15 protein-coding genes are annotated in these 17,664 nt (G+C 68.8%); 11 read left to right on the forward strand and 4 right to left on the reverse strand.

Annotated features, from left to right (window positions below):
• The first annotated feature begins 11 nt into the window (after nucleotides 1-11).
• From D7X30_RS29525 to D7X30_RS29550, 6 genes are all read left to right on the forward strand, one after another.
• Nucleotides 12-938, forward strand: coding sequence for a bifunctional riboflavin kinase/FAD synthetase (locus D7X30_RS29525; RefSeq protein WP_120566314.1), 927 nt, complete (start codon nucleotides 12-14; stop codon nucleotides 936-938).
• Nucleotides 939-1,157: 219 nt separating this feature from the next.
• Nucleotides 1,158-2,858: a type IV-A pilus assembly ATPase PilB gene (pilB, locus tag D7X30_RS29530; protein WP_120566315.1), complete on the forward strand. Its 1,701-nt coding sequence runs from the start codon at nucleotides 1,158-1,160 to the stop codon at nucleotides 2,856-2,858.
• Between the two features lie 48 nt (nucleotides 2,859-2,906).
• On the forward strand, nucleotides 2,907-4,019 hold the full coding sequence (locus D7X30_RS29535) for a type IV pilus twitching motility protein PilT (protein WP_120566316.1): 1,113 nt from the start codon (nucleotides 2,907-2,909) through the stop codon (nucleotides 4,017-4,019).
• A gap of 55 nt (nucleotides 4,020-4,074) precedes the next feature.
• Nucleotides 4,075-5,331 carry a type II secretion system F family protein gene (locus D7X30_RS29540; protein ID WP_120566317.1) on the forward strand — a complete coding sequence of 419 codons (1,257 nt, stop codon included), beginning with the start codon at nucleotides 4,075-4,077 and terminating at the stop codon, nucleotides 5,329-5,331.
• A 4-nt stretch (nucleotides 5,332-5,335) separates the two neighbouring features.
• Complete coding sequence (locus D7X30_RS29545; protein ID WP_233591856.1) at nucleotides 5,336-6,928, forward strand: nitrogen regulation protein NR(II); 1,593 nt, start codon at nucleotides 5,336-5,338, stop codon at nucleotides 6,926-6,928.
• Complete coding sequence (locus tag D7X30_RS29550) at nucleotides 6,925-8,358, forward strand: sigma-54 dependent transcriptional regulator (RefSeq protein WP_120566318.1); 1,434 nt, start codon at nucleotides 6,925-6,927, stop codon at nucleotides 8,356-8,358. The genes D7X30_RS29545 and D7X30_RS29550 overlap by 4 nt, the downstream gene beginning before the upstream one ends.
• A 24-nt stretch (nucleotides 8,359-8,382) precedes the next feature.
• Here the strand turns inward: D7X30_RS29550 and D7X30_RS29555 are convergent, their stop codons facing one another.
• The 4 genes from D7X30_RS29555 to D7X30_RS29570 all read right to left on the reverse strand — a co-directional run bounded on the left by D7X30_RS29555 (nucleotide 8,383) and on the right by D7X30_RS29570 (nucleotide 11,781).
• Nucleotides 8,383-9,150 carry an ABC transporter permease gene (locus D7X30_RS29555; protein WP_120566319.1) on the reverse strand — a complete coding sequence of 256 codons (768 nt, stop codon included), beginning with the start codon at nucleotides 9,148-9,150 and terminating at the stop codon, nucleotides 8,383-8,385.
• Nucleotides 9,147-10,127: an ABC transporter ATP-binding protein gene (locus tag D7X30_RS29560; RefSeq protein WP_120566320.1), complete on the reverse strand. Its 981-nt coding sequence runs from the start codon at nucleotides 10,125-10,127 to the stop codon at nucleotides 9,147-9,149. The genes D7X30_RS29555 and D7X30_RS29560 overlap by 4 nt, the downstream gene beginning before the upstream one ends.
• Nucleotides 10,124-11,029 (reverse strand): pilus assembly protein PilG, encoded by a 906-nt coding sequence (locus D7X30_RS29565; RefSeq protein WP_120566321.1) that lies wholly within the window; start codon nucleotides 11,027-11,029, stop codon nucleotides 10,124-10,126. The genes D7X30_RS29560 and D7X30_RS29565 overlap by 4 nt, the downstream gene beginning before the upstream one ends.
• A gap of 122 nt (nucleotides 11,030-11,151) precedes the next feature.
• Nucleotides 11,152-11,781, reverse strand: coding sequence for a type IV pilin protein (locus tag D7X30_RS29570; protein ID WP_120566322.1), 630 nt, complete (start codon nucleotides 11,779-11,781; stop codon nucleotides 11,152-11,154).
• A 229-nt stretch (nucleotides 11,782-12,010) separates the two neighbouring features.
• Between D7X30_RS29570 and D7X30_RS29575 the strand changes: the two genes are divergently transcribed.
• The 5 genes from D7X30_RS29575 to D7X30_RS29595 all read left to right on the forward strand — a co-directional run bounded on the left by D7X30_RS29575 (nucleotide 12,011) and on the right by D7X30_RS29595 (nucleotide 17,649).
• Nucleotides 12,011-13,036: an A24 family peptidase gene (locus D7X30_RS29575; protein WP_120566323.1), complete on the forward strand. Its 1,026-nt coding sequence runs from the start codon at nucleotides 12,011-12,013 to the stop codon at nucleotides 13,034-13,036.
• 22 nt (nucleotides 13,037-13,058) lie between these two features.
• Nucleotides 13,059-14,177: a sensor histidine kinase gene (locus tag D7X30_RS29580; protein ID WP_120566324.1), complete on the forward strand. Its 1,119-nt coding sequence runs from the start codon at nucleotides 13,059-13,061 to the stop codon at nucleotides 14,175-14,177.
• A 35-nt stretch (nucleotides 14,178-14,212) separates the two neighbouring features.
• The gene (locus tag D7X30_RS29585; RefSeq protein ID WP_120566325.1) at nucleotides 14,213-15,625 is read left to right on the forward strand and encodes a sigma-54 dependent transcriptional regulator; all 1,413 of its coding nucleotides are present in this window, start codon (nucleotides 14,213-14,215) and stop codon (nucleotides 15,623-15,625) included.
• Nucleotides 15,626-15,852: 227 nt separating this feature from the next.
• Nucleotides 15,853-16,935 carry a type IV pilus assembly protein PilM gene (gene pilM, locus D7X30_RS29590; RefSeq protein ID WP_014399064.1) on the forward strand — a complete coding sequence of 361 codons (1,083 nt, stop codon included), beginning with the start codon at nucleotides 15,853-15,855 and terminating at the stop codon, nucleotides 16,933-16,935.
• A gap of 30 nt (nucleotides 16,936-16,965) precedes the next feature.
• Nucleotides 16,966-17,649 (forward strand): PilN domain-containing protein, encoded by a 684-nt coding sequence (locus D7X30_RS29595; RefSeq protein ID WP_120566326.1) that lies wholly within the window; start codon nucleotides 16,966-16,968, stop codon nucleotides 17,647-17,649.
• Nucleotides 17,650-17,664 lie beyond the last annotated feature (15 nt).

Consider the following 17,664-nt stretch of genomic DNA (forward strand, 5'->3'; position numbering starts at 1 on the left):
AGGGAAGGGCCATGAAGGTCTTCCAGTCCGTGTCCGAGGCGGGCCGCCAGCTTCAGGGGCAGGCCCTCGCGCTGGGCAACTTCGACGGCGTGCACGTGGGCCACCAGGCCCTCTTCGCGGAAGCGCTTCGCCACGCCCCCGCGAACGCGCTCACCTTCCAGCCCCACCCGGGCAAGGTGCTCCAGCCGGACCTGGCGCCCAAGCTGATTACGCTCTTGCCGCGCAAGCTGGAGCTGCTCTCCGCGTGCGGCCTGTCCCACGTGGTGGTGCAGTCCTTCACCCGCGACTACGCGCGCTCCACGCCGCAGGACTTCGAGGCCGCCCTCTTCGACACGCTGGGCGTGGGCCACGTCGTCGTGGGCAGCGACTACACCTACGGCGCCCAGCGCGCCGGCACCGTCACCACGCTGCGCGACGCCGCGGCGAAGCGGGGCGCCCGGGTGCACGTCGTGCAGCCGGTGAACGTGGACGGCGTCGTCGCGTCCTCGTCGCGGATCCGCGAGTACATCCTGGAGGGCAGGGTGGGCGCGGCCAGGCGCCTGCTCGGCCGCCCGTTCGACCTGGATGGCACGGTGGTCTCCGGCGCGGGCCGGGGGCGCACCATCGGCTTTCCCACCGCCAACGTGGACACGCAGAACGAGCTGCGGCCCGCGCCCGGCGTGTACGCCATCCGCGTGCGCCTGCTCGCGGAAGCAGAAGGGCCGTGGCGGCCGGGGGCGGCCAACATCGGCGTGAAGCCCACCTTTGGTGGCACGGAGGTCACCATCGAGGCGCACCTCCTGGACTTCACCGGCGACCTCTACGGCAAGGAGCTGCGGGTGCAGTTCCTGGAGCGGCTGCGGCCCGAGCAGCGCTTTGGCTCCGCCGCCGAGTTGGTGGGTCAAATCAAACGCGACGTGGAGGCCGCCCGCACCGTGGTGGCCCGCGGCGACGGGTAGGGCTCCAGATCCCAGGGGCGGCCCTCTGGAAGGGGGCTCCGGACAGCAAGGGAGCACGCCAGGGCGCCTTGACAGGCCGCGCATCGGTTTCCTCTAATCCGGGAGGATCCGTGCCAGGGCTTCAGGCCCCTGTAGCATGGCCTCATTCCCCCCCGCGGGTCCCGCTGACAGCCGGGGCTCTGGCTGTTCCCTCCTCACGCTCAAAGAGGCATCCCAGAAATGTCCGGTCGACTCGGTGAATTGCTGGTGCGCGAGAACCTCATCTCCGTCCAGCAACTCCGCAAGGCGCAGGAGGAGCAGCAGAAGAGTGGCGCGCGCATCGGCACGGCGCTCATCAAGACGGGCGCCATCGAGGAATCGAAGCTCACCGACTTCTTGTCGAAGCAGTACGGCGTCCCGGCCATCAACCTGAAGGACTTCGACATTGATCCGGACATCATCAAGCTCGTGCCCAAGGAAGTGGCCGAGAAGCACCTGGTGATCCCGGTCAACCGCGCAGGGCCCTCCCTCATCGTGGCCATGTGCGACCCGTCCAACATCTTCGCGGTGGACGACCTGAAGTTCCTCACCGGCTACAACATCGAAGCCGTCGTCGCGTCGGAAATCTCCATCCGCGAAGCCATCGAGCGCTACTACGCGGAGAAGGGCCCCTCGCTGGAGGACATCGTCGGCGACGTGGGCGACGACATCGAGGTCGCCAAGGAGGAGCAGGAGAACGTGGATGAGATGGCCAAGGCCGCGGATGACGCGCCCGTGGTCAAGCTGGTGAACCTCATCCTCATGGACGCCATCAAGAAGGGCGCGTCCGACATCCACATCGAGCCGTACGAGAAGGACTTCCGGGTCCGCTTCCGCATCGACGGCGTGATGTACGAGGTGATGCGCCCGCCCATGAAGCTGCGCAACGCCATCACCAGCCGTCTGAAGATCATGGCGTCGCTGGACATCTCCGAACGGCGCCTGCCGCAGGACGGCCGCATCAAGATCAAGATCGGCGGCGGCAAGGAGATGGACTTCCGCGTGAGCGTGTGCCCCACGCTCTTCGGCGAGAAGGTCGTGATGCGCTTGCTCGACAAGAGCAACCTGCAGCTGGACATGACGAAGCTGGGCTTCGACCCGCAGCCCCTGGCCTGGTTCAAGGAGGCCATCGACCGGCCCTACGGCATGGTGCTGGTGACGGGCCCCACGGGCTCCGGCAAGACGACGACGCTGTACTCCGCGCTCTCCAGCCTCAACGACGTGGGCACCAACATCTGCACCGCGGAGGACCCGGTCGAATTCAACTTCGCCGGCATCAACCAGGTGCAGATGCACGAGGACATCGGCCTGAACTTCGCGGCCGGTCTGCGCTCCTTCCTCCGCCAGGACCCCGACATCATCATGATCGGTGAGATCCGCGACTTCGAGACGGCGGAAATCGGCGTGAAGGCGGCGCTCACGGGCCACCTGGTGCTCTCCACGCTGCACACCAACGACGCCCCGGGCACGGTGAGCCGCCTGCTCAACATGGGCATCGAGCCGTTCCTCGTGACGGCGTCGCTCAACCTCATCCTCGCCCAGCGTCTGGCGCGCCGCCTGTGCCCGGCCTGCAAGCGCCCCGCGGAGAAGGTGGACGAGCAGGCCCTCATCGACGCGGGCATCCCGCCCGACAAGATTGGCACCTTCACCATGTACGAGAAGGTCGGCTGCCGCGACTGCAACGACCGCGGCTACCGCGGCCGCGTGGCCATCTACGAGGTCATGCCCTTCTGGGATGGCCTCAAGGAGCTGGTCATCAACGGCGCCTCCGCCGCGGAGCTCAAGCAGGAGGCCATCCGCCTGGGCATGAGCAGCCTGCGCATGAGCGCGCTCAAGAAGCTCATGGACGGAATGACGACGCTCGAAGAGGTCGTGGGCAACACCGCGCCGGACCGCTTCTAGTCACCCCACCTCCTCCCCACACTTCTTCCTCCGACAGGACACGCATCCGTGGCCAACCTGCACCAGCTCCTCAAGGCGATGGTCGAGAAGGGCTCTTCCGACCTCCACATCACCACCGGCTCGCCGCCGCAGCTCCGCGTGGACGGTGAGCTCGTCCCGCTCAAGACGGCGCCGCTCACGCCCGTGGAGACCAAGCAGCTCTGCTACTCCATCCTCACGGACGCCCAGAAGCACAAGTTCGAGGAGGAGAACGAGCTGGACCTGTCGTTCGGCGTGAAGGGCCTGTCGCGCTTCCGCGCGAACATCTTCATGCAGCGCGGCGCCGTCGCCGGTGCGTTCCGCACGATTCCCTTCAAGATTTTGACGTTCCAGGAGCTGGGCCTGCCGCCGGTGGTGGCGGAGCTGGTGAAGAAGCCGCGCGGCCTCATCCTGGTGACGGGCCCCACGGGCTCCGGCAAGTCCACCACGCTGGCCTCGATGATCGACAAGATCAACACCGAGCGTCATGAGCACATCATGACCATCGAGGACCCCATCGAGTACCTGCACCCGCACAAGAACTGCCTGGTGAACCAGCGCGAGGTCGGTGCGGACACGCGCAACTTCAAGACGGCCCTCAAGTACATCCTCCGCCAGGACCCGGACATCGTGCTCGTCGGTGAGCTCCGCGACCTGGAGACCATCGAAGCGGCGCTCACCATCGCGGAGACGGGCCACATCTGCTACGCGACGCTGCACACCAACAGCGCGGTGCAGACCATCAACCGCGTGCTGGACGTGTTCCCCCCGTACCAGCAGCCCCAGGTTCGCGCGCAGCTGTCCTTCGTGTTGGAGGGCGTGATGAGCCAGGCGCTCGTCGCCAAGCAGGGCGGCCCGGGCCGCGTGCTGGCCCTGGAGGTCATGGTGCCCAACCCCGCCATCCGGAACCTCATCCGCGAGGACAAGGTCCACCAGATCTACTCGTCCATGCAGGTGGGTCAGGCGAAGTACGGCATGCAGACGTTCAACCAGGCGCTGGCCGCCCTTCTGGCGCGCCGGGTCATCTCCCAGGACGAGGCCTTCGGCCGTTCCTCCGACCCGGAGGAGCTGCGCAACATCCTCGCCTCGGGCGGTGGACCGGGTGGAGCCCAGCGGCCGGCCGGGGGAGCGGGCGCCCGTTAGTTTTGGGGCATGAAAATCACAGGTTAGACTCCTCGCCCTCCCCGGAGGTCCCGTCATGGCAGCACCTGCAGTGCAGCAGAAGGCGACAGCGTCCAAGAAGAACACGGCCCAGTTCCTCTGGGAGGCGAAGACCAAGAGCGGGGAGAACAAGAAGGGCGAGATGGAGGCCTCGGACGTCGAGGCCGTCAACGCGCGCCTGAAGTCCCTGGGCCTCAACCCGACGAAGGTGCGCAAGAAGAGCGCGCTCGACGGGGAGATCACCCTGCCCGGCATGGGCGGCGTGACGGGCAAGGACATCCTCATCTTCACCCGTCAGTTCGCGACGATGATCGACGCGGGCCTGCCGCTGGTGCAGTGCTTGGACATCCTGGCCAGCCAGATGGACAACCCCGCCTTCAAGAAGGTGGTGTTCGCCATCAAGAGCAAGGTGGAGCAGGGCAGCACCTTCGCGGACGCGCTGAAGGAGCACCCCAAGGTCTTCGACGAGCTCTACGTGCAGCTGTGCGCCGCGGGCGAGGTGGGCGGTATCCTCGACACCATCCTCAACCGGCTCGCCGCCTACCGTGAGAAGAACGAGAAGCTCAAGGCGAAGGTCAAGGGCGCCATGACCTACCCGACGGTGGTCATCCTGGTGGCCATCGGCGTGACGGCGCTGCTGCTGCTCAAGGTGACGCCCGTCTTCGAGAAGATGTTCTCGGACTTCGGCTCCGCGCTGCCGGGCCCCACGCAGGTCGTCGTGGACATGTCGAAGTTCGCCCAGGCGTACTTCCTCCACACCGTCGTGGCCATCGGCGCCATCGTCTTCGCCTTCACCTGGAGCTACCGCCAGCCCAGGGGCCGCAAGTTCTGGGACAAGACCTTCCTCAAGCTGCCCCTGTTCGGCGACGTGCTTCGCAAGGTGGCGGTGGCGCGCTTCACGCGCACCCTGGGCACGATGATCTCTTCTGGTGTGCCCATCCTGGACGCGCTGGACGTGACGGCGAAGACGGCCGGCAACCGCACGGTGGAAGAGGCCATCTACTACGTGCGCGGGAAGATCGCCGAGGGCAAGAACATCGCGGGGCCGCTCTTGGAGACCAAGGTGTTCCCGTCCATGGTGGTGCAGATGATTGGCGTCGGTGAGGCGACGGGCGCCATGGACACCATGCTCAACAAGATCGCCGACTTCTACGACGACGAAGTGGACACGGCCATCGGCGCGCTGACGTCGATGATCGAACCCATCCTGATGGTGTTCCTCGGCGGCGTGGTCGGCGGCTTCCTCATCGCCATGTACCTGCCCATCTTCTCGCTTGCCGGCGCGATCAAGTAACGCGGTGGCACGAAGCACGGCGCGAAGCGTGGCCCCGGGGCTGCGCTCGCGCCTGGTGTGGCTGGTGTTGTTCCGCACCGTGGCGGCGAGCCTGTCGCTCGTCGTGACGGTGGTGCGGCTGGTGACCCAGCCCGTGCAGGAGCCCAGCCGCGCGGACTCTTTGTCGTTCGCGGTCATCGCGGGCGCCTACCTCCTCACCGTGGTGACGGGCCTGCGGCTGCGCCGGGGCACGGCCGGGCGCCTGGACGCCACGGTGCAGGTGGTGGGCGACGTGCTCATCGCCACCGGGCTCGTCTACCTGAGCGGCGGCGCGGACTCCCCGCTCACGTTCCTCTACAGCCTGGCCGTCATCGGCGCGGCGGTGGTGCTGGACTGGCGCGGCGCGCTGGTGGCCGCGGCCGTGTCCACGTTCGCCTTCACCGCGCTCTTGCTGGTGATGGGGCTCACCACGCCCGCGGGCAGCGTCATGGTGTCGCCCTCGCGGGTGCTCTTCGTGCTGGGCAGCAACGCGCTGGCGCTGGTTCTCATCGCCGTCCTGTCCGGCTACCTGTCGCGCCAGCTGTCCGCCACCGGCGGCGCGCTGTCCCAGAGCGAGGCGGACCTGCGCCGGCTGGGGCGGCTCCAGCAGCTCATCCTGTCCTCCATGCCGTCCGGGCTCGTCACCTGCGACGTCCACCGGCGCGTCACCTTCCTCAACACCGCGGGCAGCGGCATCCTCCAGGAGGACGCCCTCGCGTGCGTGGGGCAGCCCCTGGAGAAGCTGCTGCCGGGCGTGTCCACGCTGGCGCCGCGCTCCATCCGGAGCGAGCTGCCAGTGCAGACGCCGGGCGGCAAGCGGGTGCTGGGCCTGTCGGTGTCACCCCTGGAGGGTGAAGCGGGCGCGCTGCTCATCGTCTTCCAGGACCTCACCGACCTGCGGCGCATGGAGGAAGACCTGAAGCGCACGGACCGGCTCGCGAGCCTGGGCACACTCTCCGCGCAGCTCGCGCACGAACTGCGCAACCCGCTGGCCTCCATGCGCGGCTCCGCGCAGCTGCTGGCCCAGGAGCAGTCGCAGGACGCGGTGGTGCAGCGGCTCACCGGCATCCTCACGCGCGAGTCGGACCGGCTGGCGCGGCTGGTGGAGGACTTCCTGCGCTTTGCCCGCCCACCCCAGCCGCAGCGCCGCGCGGTGGCGCTGGACACGCTGGTGTCGGAGACGGTGGACATGCTGCGCGCGGACCCCCTCACGCGCGAGGTGACCCTGGAGGTGCGGGTGCCCCAGCCGCTGACGGCGCAGGTGGATCCGGATCAGCTGCGCCAGGTGCTTATCAACCTGGTGCGCAACGGCTGTCAGGCGGCGGGGGCGCGGGGCACGGTGCGCGTGGCCCTGGCACGGGCGGACCAGGAAGCGCAGATTCGGGTTTGGGACTCGGCCGGCAGCATCACGGAGGAGATGATGGGACACCTGTTCGAACCGTTCTTCACCACGCGGAGCGGTGGCACCGGGCTGGGCCTGTCCACCGCGCACTCCCTCATCCGCGCGCACGGCGGCACCATCCGCGTGACATCGCACCCGGCCGAAGGCACCGAATTCCTGGTGGGGCTGCCGCTGTGAGCGCGCTCCATGAGGGGGGCCCGCGCGGCCACGTGCTGGTGGTGGACGACGAGCTGTCCATGCGCGAGTACCTCGAAATCCTGCTCGTGCGGGACGGCTACGCGGTGACGAGCGTGCCCGCGGTGGCGGCCGCCTGCGAGGTGCTGGCCCGGGACTCCGTGGACCTGGTCATCTCCGACATGAAGCTGGGCCCCGGCGGCAGCGGGCTGGACGTGCTGCGGGCGGCGCGCGCGCGCAAGGAGCCGCCGGAGGTGGTGCTCATCACCGCCTTCGGCACGCCATCCTCCGCGGTGGAGGCCATGCGCGAGGGCGCCTACGACTACATCTGCAAGCCCTTCGACAACGAGGAGCTGCGGCAGCTGGTGCACAAGGCGCTGGAGAAGCGCGCGCTGCGCCAGGAGAACATCACGCTGAAGGAGCGGCTCCTGCCGGGCCTGGGCGGGCTGATGGTGGGCTCCAGCCCCCGCATGCGCGCGCTGTGGCACCTGGTGGAGAAGGTGGCCCCGGGGCGCAGCACGGTGCTGGTGACGGGGGAGAGCGGCACCGGCAAGGAGCTGGTGGCCCGGGCCATCCACCTGCGCGGCCAGCGCGCCGCCCAGCCCTTCCTGCCCTTCAACTGCGGCGCCCTCAACGAGGGCGTGCTGGAGAGCGAGCTGTTCGGCCACATGAAGGGCTCCTTCACCGGCGCCACGCACGAGCGTCCGGGCCTGCTGGTGTCCGCGGGCGAGGGCACGGTGATGCTGGACGAGGTGGGGGAGATGCCCCTGTCCACGCAGGTGAAGCTCTTGCGCGTGCTGCAGGAGCGCAAGGTGAAGCCCGTGGGCAGCGCGGCGGAGATTCCCTTCCACGCGCGCGTCATCGCCGCCACCAACCGCCGGTTGGAGGCGGAGGTGAAGGCGGGGCGCTTCCGCGAGGACCTCTTCTACCGGCTCAACGTCATCACCCTGGAGCTGCCCGCCCTGCGCGAGCGCCCGGACGACATCGCCCCGTTGGCGACCCACTTCCTGGCGCGCCTGTCGGAGGAGCTGGGCCGCCCTGCGCTGCGGTTCGCCCCGGAGACGCTGGCCCTGATGGAGCGCTACGCGTTCCCGGGCAACGTGCGCCAGTTGCAGAACATGGTGGAGCGCGCGGCCACGCTGTCGGACTCGGACCTGCTGGGGCCCACGACGCTGCCGCCCACGGTGCGCGGCGAGGCGGAGCCCCAGGCCCGCTCCGGCGAGGCCGGCGAGCCCGCGATGGGGGCGGGCTTCAACCTGGAGCGCCACCTGGACGACAGCGAGCGGCGCCACCTGCTGGCCGCGCTCAAGCAGGCGCAAGGGGTGAAGACGCGCGCCGCGGAGCTCCTGGGGCTGTCCTTCCGCTCCTTCCGCTACCGGTTGGCCAAGCACGGCCTCACCGACGAGATGGACGAGCCGACGCCCCGGGCCTGAAGCCCGGGGCCGCCGTGCTTCACGTCAGCGGAAGTCGCGCCGCTCGAAGATGACGGTGGCCAGGGCGATGAGCACGCCCGCCCACGCGACGCTGTAGGCCGCGCCGGACAGGAAGGTGCTGGCGTCCACCGGCAGCGCGTACGTGGCCTGCGGACGGAAGTTCACCCGCTCCAGGTTGGGCAGCGCGTAGTAGATGGTCTTGCCCAGCACCTGGATGAACGTGCTCTCCGAGCGGCTGGCGATGGCGTAGAGGTCGCCCGTCAGGTGCCCGGTGAAGTACAGGCCCGTGGTGGCGATGGCCGACACCGCCGGGCCCGCGAAGCTGGAGAAGAGGATGCCCACGCTGCTGATGACGAGCAGCTCGAACCACAGGCCCGCGCTCGCCAGCAGCTGCGTGGAGGTGATCTCCGCGCGGAACAGCAGCAGTTGACTCAGGAAGACGAGCGTCATCGCCACCAGCAGCGCGCCCAGCGTCAGCATGGTGCCGGCCAGCCGCGCCAGCAGGAACTGCGTGCGGGACACAGGCTTGCTCACCACCAGGAAGATGGTGCGCCGCTCGATTTCGCGGCTGAGCAGGCTGCTCGACAGGAACACCGCCAGGAAGACGAGGATGATGCTCATCATCCCCAGGCCGAAGTCCGTCAGCACGCGGTCGAACGTGGTGACCGTCACCTCCGTCACCAGCGTGGAGGAAAGCAGCACCACCGCGGCGAACACGCCCACCACCACCGTCACCCGGTTGCGGCGCGCCTCGCGAAAGCCATTCCACATCATCGCGCTGAAGGCGCTCATGTATTGATCTCCCCGCCCACGGTGGACGCGCGCCCGGACTCCTTGAGCGCGTTCATGAACAGCTGCTCCAGCGAGAACCGCGCCGGCTGCACCTGGTTCACCCGGCCCCCGGCGCCCAGCACGCCGCTCAAGAGCCGCTGGGTGTCCACGTCCGACACCTGGAGCAGCACGCGGCCATCGAGCGCCTGGAGCGACTCCAGGGGAATGCCCAGCCCCTTCACCGCGTCCGGCGCCATGCCCTCCACCACGACCTCCACGGTGGGCACCTGCGCGGACACCAGCTCCCGGACGCTGCCTTCGCGCACCAGCCGTCCGCCCACCAGCACCGCCAGCCGGTCGCACAGCGACTCGACGTCCGGGATGATGTGGCTGCAGAAGAGGACCGTGGTGCCCTTCTCCCGCTCCGCCAGGATGAGGTCGCGCATCTGGCGGCGGCCCAGCGGATCCAACCCGCTCGTCGGCTCATCCAGGATGAGCAGCTTCGGCCGGCTCACCAGCGCCTGGGCCAGCGCCACGCGCTGCACCATGCCCTTGGAGTAGCGGCGGATCTGCAGCTTCTCCGCGCCCGCCATCTCCACGGAGCCCAGGACCTCCTTGACGCGCACGTCCAGCTCCTGGCCGCTCAGGCCCGCGAGCTGTCCGGCCAGCGTCACGAACTCCCGGCCCGTGAGGTACTCGTACGGGGCGGGGTTCTCCGGCAGGAAGCCCACCAGCCGCCGGGTGGAGGCCGCATCCACCGGCTGGCCGAAGATGCGCGCGACCCCGCTGCTGGGGCGCACCAGGTTCATCAATATCTTGATGGTGGTGGACTTGCCCGCGCCGTTGGGTCCGAGCAGGCCGTAGATCTGCCCGGCCCCCACCTGGAGGTCCAGCGACTGCAGGGCGCGCACGGTGCGGTTGAACCAGAAGCCGACCTTGTAGGTCTTGGCGAGCCCCTGGGCCAGGATGGGAGGGGCGTCAGGATGGGGTGTCGTCATGGCGCTTGGGTCGTCCGGGGCTTGGGCAGGATGCGTTCGCCGCTTTCGTCCTTCTCGTCCTGGATGAGCTCCAGCCGGAACCTGGAGGCGTTGGAGTAGGCCCGGCCGTCCTCGCCCAGGAAGAACTCCCCGCCCAGCGGATCCGCGGGAAGCATGCGCAGGTCGCCCGCGGTCACCAGCGCGGGCAGCGTGTCGGGCAGGCGTCCCTCGCGAGCGCGGTAGCGGGCGATGGCCGCGTCGATGCCCCGGAGCACGCGCTCCTGCTGGATCTCCTGGATGCGCTGCTCGTAGAAGGCGCGCGACTCCTCGTCCTCCGCGCTGTCGCGCAGCGCCAGGGTCAACGACATGCTCGCGTCGAAGTCACCGGACTGCGCGTACAGCCGCGTCGCGAGCGCGGCGAAGTAGGGCGGGGCACCCTCCCACCGGGACATCTCCTGGATGAGGTCCGCGGCTTCCTTGTACTTCCGCTCGAAGAACATCAGGTTGTACGCGAGCTGGAAGGTCAGGGGCTGGTCGTGGGGGACGTTCGCCACGCCCTTGCGCAACAGGGCCGTGGACTCCGCCGTGTTGAGGTAGCCGCCCTTGCCCGTGTAGACGGGGATGGTGAGGCCTCCGTAGAGGTACGCCTGCCGGAACTTCGGATCCAGGTTCGTCACCAGCTCCGCGTAGTCGGAGACGTGGAGGTAGTCCTCCGCCCGGACCGCGCTGCCAATGCGGTTGAGCATGAGGATCCAGAAGTAGTCCGTCACCAGGCCCTTCTGCGCGGTGAACAGCGCCTTGAGCAGGTCGGGGCGTGGGAGCAGGGGACCGCCGCCTTGCCTGCGCGGGGGGACGGGCGGCGCGGACAGGAGGGCTACCAGCAGCAGTCCCGGAACGAATCGCAGCAGGGGCAGCTTTCGCATGGCCTCACGAAACGACAACGGGACGCCCGAAATGCCCGGGCGCCCCGTTGATTGTGCCATGTCGAGCCGCTTCGGTGAATCAAATGAAGCGAGCCCGGCAGGCTTGCACGGCGTGCAGCGAATTAACCGCCGCAGCTCACGTCGTTGAACGCGTTGGTGGGCTCGCCCGCGACCAGGTTCAGGCCGTTCGGGGTGTCCTCGTCGATGCCGCAGGGGTTCTGCACGACGGCCTCACCGGCGACCGTGTTGGACGTGATGCCCCAGGTGTCACCCTCGGGATCGTTGTCCACGTTGCCGATCGCCGTCGCGTTGAACGAGCAGTTCGGGCACGTGTCGATGTCCGGGTTCACGCCCACCGCGTTGACGGCGTCCGCGGCGGCCGGCCCCGTGGGGAACTTCAGCGCGTCCTGGCCGATGCAGCCGAGGATGGCGCCCGGGCGGCGATCCGTGGGGGTCGCGTTGACGGGGGTGTTGCAGGCCGTGGCCATGCCGTAGCTGTAGCGGTTGCCGGCCTCGGGATCAAAGCCGATGACCGTGAAGTTCACCTGGTACTTGTCCTTCTCTCCGAAGTACGCCTTCTGGGCCGTGAAGATGGCCTTCAGGTTCGTCTTCGCCTCCGACTGCTTGGACTTCGCCTGGAAGCGGATGAAGTTCGGGATGGCGATGGCGGCCAGGATGCCGATGATGGCGACCACGATCATCAGCTCGATCAGGGTGAAGCCACCCTTCTTCCGGAAGAGACGGTTCATCATGTTTGGGAACTCCGCGGCAGGCAGAGGGGGGTTGAACGACGTGCGAACTCTTAGCATGAAGAGTGCCAGGCCGAACACTTCGCCCAACCACCGGGATTCCCAGGGCAGGCGGCCGAGGCAGGGGGTGGATCACCGGCGGGCCTGCCAATTTTTGTCACTGACGCTGACGGTTTTCGTCCTCCATCGCGCAGTCGCCAGCTTCGGAAGCGGCGGGTAGGATTCCGGCCCCGTGACGTTCACCTACGCGCCGGGCTGGGCCGAGCCCCTCTTCATCCTCTTCCTGTTCATCCTCGGCCTGTGCATCGGCTCATTCCTCAATGTCGTCATCGCACGGGTGCCCGAAGGGCTGAGCATCGTGCGACCCGGGTCCCGCTGCCCCAAGTGCGGGCACGTGCTCGCCTGGTACGAGAACATCCCCGTCCTGTCGTGGCTGGGGCTGCGCGGGAAGTGCCGAGGCTGCGGCATGCCCATCTCCCCGCGCTACGTCCTGGTGGAGCTGCTCACGGGGCTCCTCTTCCTCGCGTGCCTCAAGCGCTTTGACTGGACGTACGCGCTGGTGCCCGCGCTGGTGCTGGTGTTCCTGCTGGTGCCGCTCACCTTCATTGATCTGGAGCACTGGATCCTGCCCTTGTCGCTCACCGTGCCGGGCATCGTGGCGGGCATCGTGCTGGCCATTCCCCTGGGCCAGGACGCGGTGGTGAACGCGGTGGTGGGCGCGTCGGTGGGCTTCCTCACCTTCCGCTTCATGGAGTACGTGGGCTGGAAGCTCTTGAAGAAGGAGGCGCTGGGCGGCGGGGACAAGTTCCTCGTCGCGCTGCTGGGGGCGTTCCTCGGCTGGCAGTCGCTGCTCGGCATCCTCTTCTTCTCGTCGTTCCAGGGCTCCATCGTGGGCGTGGCGATGCTCGCCCTCACGGGCCGGGCAGGCCCTCGCGGCGAGGAGAAGGAGGATCCGTCCAAGGCCCCTGCCGACGAGGAGCCGGAGGAGCCCGCGTCCACGATGACGTGGGAGTTCACGAAGCCCGGATTGCCCTGGTGGAAGCGGGTGGCGCTGGTGATTCCGTGCCTGCTCCTACAGGACATCCCGGACGTGACCCTGGACGAGGAGACGGGCGAGGATCAGTGGGAGCCCGGGGTCACCAACATCCCGTTCGGTCCATGGCTGGCGCTGGCGGGGCTGGAGGTGATGCTCCTGGGGCCGCTGCTCGCGCGCGTGCTGCCCCCGGAGGTGGCGATGATGCTTGGAGGGACGCAGTGAGGAACCCCGCGCCGGTGCGGGGATGAAGTGGCGCATCGCCAGCGTGGCGTTCCTCCTGGGCTCGCTGTCCACGGGCCTGTCGTGGCTGACGCTGCAGCCGGTGCTCATCCGCCTGCTGGACACGGCGCGCAGGCTGGCGCTGCCGGGGTCTCTGGACATGGAGAGCCTCGCGCGGATCCGCGCCTTCCTGCCGCTGGCGCTGGGGCTGGATCTGCTGGTGCTGACGCTGCTGGCCTATGGCGTGCTGGACCTGGCGGTGGGCCGCCCGCTGCGCGCCATGGAGAAGTCCGTGGAGCAGCTGGGCCGGCTGCAGCTGGACGTGCCGCTCTCCGGGCAGGGGGGGCCGTTCCTGTCGCGCATCCAGCGCGAGCTCCAGCGCATGGCGGAGGCGCTGCGCCAGGAACAGGCCCTCACGCGCGCGCAACTGGAGGCGCTGCGCGAGGCGAACGCCCGGCTCGCGAGGGCGCAGACGGAGCTCGTCGCCTCCGAGCGCCTGGCCACGGTGGGAAAGCTGGCCGCGGGCGTGGCGCACGAGGTGGGCAATCCGCTGGCGGGCATCCTGGGCTACCTCTCCCTGGCCCGCTCCAGGGCGCAGGGGCCGGAGCTCAAGGACTTCCTGGAGCGCATCGACCATGAGGTCCTGCGCATCGACCGCATCGTGCGGGGGCTTCTGGACCTGGGCCGCCCGGCCAGCACCCAGCCCGGGCCGGTGGACGTGGGGCAGGTGGTGGAGACGTGCGTGCGGCTGGTGCGCGCCGGGCCGGAGCTGGACCGGGTGGACGTCGCCCTGGACGTGGCGCCCGGCCTGCTGGCCCGCGCGGACCCGGGCCCCCTGTCACAGATCCTCATCAACCTGCTGCTCAACGCCGCCCAGGCCATGGGGGGCGAGGGCCGCGTGCGCGTCTCCACCCGGCGCGAGGACGCGCTCGTCCTGGTGGAGGTGGAGGACAGCGGCCCGGGCCTGTCGCCGGAGGTGCGCGCGCACCTCTTCGAGCCGTTCTTCACCACCAAGGGACGGCAGGGCACGGGCCTGGGACTCGCGGTGTCCCTGAATCTGGCCCAGGGCATGGGCGGCCGGCTGGACGCGCGCGACGGAGCGGGCGGCGGCGCGTGCTTCCGGCTATCGCTGCCAGCAGCCTGACGGCGGGGCTGGACGGCATATGATGGGCATCCCCCATGCCCCTCTTCCGCACCGTCCTCGTCGCCGACGACGAGCCGTCCATCCGCCACATCCTCACCCTGGTGCTCACCGACAAGGGCTACGACGTGCGCGCCGTCGCAGACGGGGACGAGGCCCTGCGCGAGCTGTCCACGCGCGCCTATGACGTCCTGGTGACGGACGTGCGCATGCCCAAGCGCGACGGGCTGTCGGTGCTCAGGGCCGCGCTCGCGGAGCATCCGGGCCTCACCGTGGTGGTGATGAGCGCATACGGCTCCCAGGAGCAGGCGCTGGAGGCGGTGCAGGCGGGCGCCTACGACTACGTCCAGAAGCCCTTCAAGCCAGAGGAGATCGTCCTCGTCCTGCGCAAGGCGGAGGAGCGCGAGCGGCTGGTCCGCGAGAACCGCCGGCTGCACGAGGCCCGGCTCCCCGGCGCCTCGGGTAGCCACATCCTGGGGCACAGCGCCGCGCTCCAGGCGGTGCTCAAGCAGGTGGCGCGCGTGGCCCCGGTGGACACCACCGTGCTCATCTCCGGAGAGAGCGGCACGGGCAAGGAGCTCATCGCGCGCGAGCTGCACGGAAAGAGCCGCCGCTCCGCCATGCCCTTCGTCGCCGTCAACTGCGGCGCCATTCCCCACGGCCTGCTGGAGAGCGAGCTGTTCGGCCACGCGAAGGGCGCCTTCACCGACGCGCGCACCGCCCGCCGAGGCCTGTTCGCGGAAGCCGACGGCGGCACGCTCTTCCTCGACGAGGTGGGCGAATTGCCCCTGGGCGCGCAGGTGAAGCTCCTGCGCGTGCTGCAGGAGGGGGAGATCCGCCCGGTGGGCGAAAGCCGCGTGGAGCGCGTGGACGTGCGCGTGGTGGCCGCCACGCTGCGCGACCTGGGCAAGCTGGTGACCCAGGGCGACTTCCGCGAGGACCTCTACTACCGCCTCAACGTCGTGAACCTCATCCTGCCGCCCCTGCGCGAGCGCCGCGAGGACATCCCGCTGCTCGCCCACTCCTTCCTCCAGCGCTTCAACCGCGACCTCAACCGCGAGCCTCCGGTGGAGGGCGTCACCCCGGAGGCGGAGGCCCTGATGACGGCCTACGCCTGGCCGGGCAACGTGCGCGAGCTGGAGAACGCCATGGAGCGCGCGGTGCTGCTCGAGGAAGGCACCCACATCGCGCCCGGCAGCCTTCCGGAAAAGCTGTGGGCGGCTTCCGCACCCGCCCCGGCGGGGACGGCTCCGCCGCTACAGGCCGGGAGCGACCTGTCGCTCAAGCGCGCCATCCGGGAGCTGGAGGAGTCCTACATCCGGGCGGCGCTGCGGCGCACGAAGGGCAACCGCACCCGGGCGGCGGAGGTGTTGGACATCAGCCACCGGGCGCTCCTCTACAAGATCAAGGAGTACGGCATCGACCCGGACGCGGAGGGCGCCCGGACCTGAGGGCAGGGGAGACGCCCGGCGGGCAACCCTCGAGGAATCCTCCGGCGCGATTTGACGGAACGCTGCCGGGGCCGGAAAATCGGGCCTCCGCGATGGTGGGCCTGGGGGCGCGGTCGTGGCTGGCTTTCACGGCGCTCTCCCGTCCGCAGGGCGGCCGGGCGCCAAGCACTTTTTAGGAGGGGTATCAAGCCGGTGCTACGCTGGCGCCCTCTCCGATGGAGTTACGCATGGCGAAGGGCAAACTGGCACTCGGGCTGGATATCGGGTCGACGTCGATCAAGATGATCATGCTCAAGGAGCAGCGCAAGCGCGGTGAAGTCGGCTACGCGCTCCAGAGCTTCGGAATGAAGCCGCTGCCTCCCGAGGCCATCGTGGACGGCGCGTTGATGAACTCCACGGCCATCGTGCAGGCCGTGCAGGAGCTGATGTCCGAGCTGAAGGTCAAGGGCAAGGACGTCGCCATCGGCGTGTCCGGCCACTCGGTCATCATCAAGAAGATCCAGATGCCCCGCATGAGCCAGGAAGAGCTCGAGGAGAGCATCCAGTGGGAGGCGGAGCAGTACATCCCCTTCGACGTGAAGGACGTGAACATCGACACGCAGATCCTGGACGGCGGCGGCAACGACGCCACCGGCCAGATGGACGTGCTGCTCGTCGCCGCCAAGAAGGACATGATCAACGACTACACCACCGTGGTCTCCGAGGCGGGACTGGCCCCGGTGGTGGTGGACGTGGACGCGTTCGCCGTCCAGAACATGTTCTCCACGAACTACGAGCTGCCGGACAAGGAGACCGTCGTCCTCATCAACGCCGGCGCCTCCGTGGTGAACATCAACATCATCGCCAACGGCGTCACCGTCTTCACCCGTGACGTGACCATCGGCGGCAACCAGTTCACCGAAGAGATCCAGAAGCAGCTCAACGTCTCCTACGAGGAGGCGGAGGCGCTGAAGATCGGCGGCAACCGCGCGGACGCGGACGCCGTCGTGCCGCAGGACGTGGAGCGCGTGCTCTCCAGCGTGGCGGAGCAGGTGGCCGGTGAAATCCAGCGCTCGCTGGACTTCTACGCGGGCACCGCCGCGGACTCGAACTTCACCAAGGTCTACCTGTCCGGCGGCACCGCGAAGATCCCCGCCCTGTTCAAGACCATCGAGGCGCGAACCGGCGTGCCGGTGGAGATCCTCAACCCGTTCCGGAAGATTGAAGTGGACAACCGCAAGTTCGACCCCGCGTTCATCATGGACGTGGCGCCCATGGCCGCGGTGGCAGTGGGACTGGCGCTCCGGCGCCCGGGCGACAAGCTGGGCTGATACCGCTCTGGCCACGAGGAAATCACGCACATGATGATCCGAATCAACCTGCTGCCCGTCCGGGCGGTGAAGAAGCGGGAGATGGGCCGGCAGATCCTGGCCCTCTACGCCGCGGTCCTGATCGCCGCGATGATCGGCAACTACGTCTGGTACGCGAACCGCGACGACGAGCTGCAGCGGGCCAACCAGGGCATCGCCCAGACGAAGGCGAAGATCGCGGAGCTGGAGAAGGTCATCGGCGAGGTGACCAACATCAACGCCCGCAAGACGGAAGTGGAGAAGAAGCTCGCGGTGCTGGACACGCTGCGCAAGGGCCGCAACGGGCCGGTGCGCATGCTGGACGCGCTGTCCTCGGCCATCCCCAAGAAGGTCTGGCTCAAGAACTTCGTCGAGGCGTCCAACAAGGTCACCATCGACGGCTCGGCCGTCAGCCACGACGAGGTCGCGGAGCTGATGCGCGGCCTGGGCAGCATGGTGTGGACGCCCAAGGGCATGGGGCGCCTGGTGGACCAGGGCCGCACCGCCAGCAAGACGTCGCGCGTGGAGCTCTTCAACACGGAGACCGCCAGCGTGGAGGAGTTCTCCGCGAACGAGATCAAGCCCTTCTTCGGCAACGTCGAACTGACCAACGCCGTGCAGTCCAAGGCCGCCTCCGCCGGCGCGGCGACGTTCGTCGACTTCAAGCTCACCCTCACCGCCAACTACGCCATCTGATTGGCGGCGAAGGAC

It is taken from the genome of Corallococcus sp. AB011P (genome assembly GCF_003611605.1).
In the GTDB taxonomy this organism is placed as follows: Bacteria; Myxococcota; Myxococcia; order Myxococcales; family Myxococcaceae; genus Corallococcus; species Corallococcus coralloides.